Below are 613 nucleotides of genomic sequence, written 5' to 3'. Positions count from 1 at the left end.
CTGGGTGGTTGTTGTCGTTCTCTGGCTCGCCGGCAGCCACTATGCCCGCAAGGAAAGCGTAACTGGTTGGCTGGAACCGGCTTCGGGTGTCGTGCGGGTTTACGCTGAGCGCTCGGGAGTTATCAAACAGGTGCTCGTGCGTGAGGGTGATCAGGTATTGAAGGATCAACCCTTGATTGTGGTCAACGGCGACCGAATATTGGCAGATGGTAAGCACCTCGAGTCCTTATTGTTGGCGGAGTACGAAAGCCAACAAAAATTAGTCACCGAACAGTTGGGGCGTGGCGAGAAAATTTATCGCCAACAACTGCGTGATCTTGACCAGCGCATTGTTGCCAGTGAGGAAGACCTGGCTCTGCTGGAAAAGCAGATAGAGACACAAGCGCAACGCTATGCCCTAATATCGGAACAGGCAGAGCGCTATCGTCGGCTCAAACGCGATGGCCATATTTCCTCAGCAGAGCTGGACGCGGTTATTGCCCAGGAATTGGAACTGCATGTCGAACGTCAAGGTCTCGCGCGCAGCCGGGTGAATCTGCGCAACCAGATTCGGCAACTGGAAAGTGATCGCCTGCTGCTTCCCGAAGAGTTTGCCAACAGCGGTGACCAGTTG

General features: G+C 54.6%; 1 pseudogene. It reads left to right on the top strand.

From position 1 onward, the window contains the following. Positions 1-613 (top strand): annotated as a pseudogene (locus Q1A48_RS21310) (hypothetical protein); the annotation flags it as partial.

The organism is uncultured Microbulbifer sp. (assembly GCF_947489355.1).
GTDB lineage: Bacteria > Pseudomonadota > Gammaproteobacteria > Pseudomonadales > Cellvibrionaceae > Microbulbifer.
The sequence above is the reverse complement of the archived record's forward strand: the minus strand, read 5'-3'. Positions and strand labels throughout refer to the sequence as shown.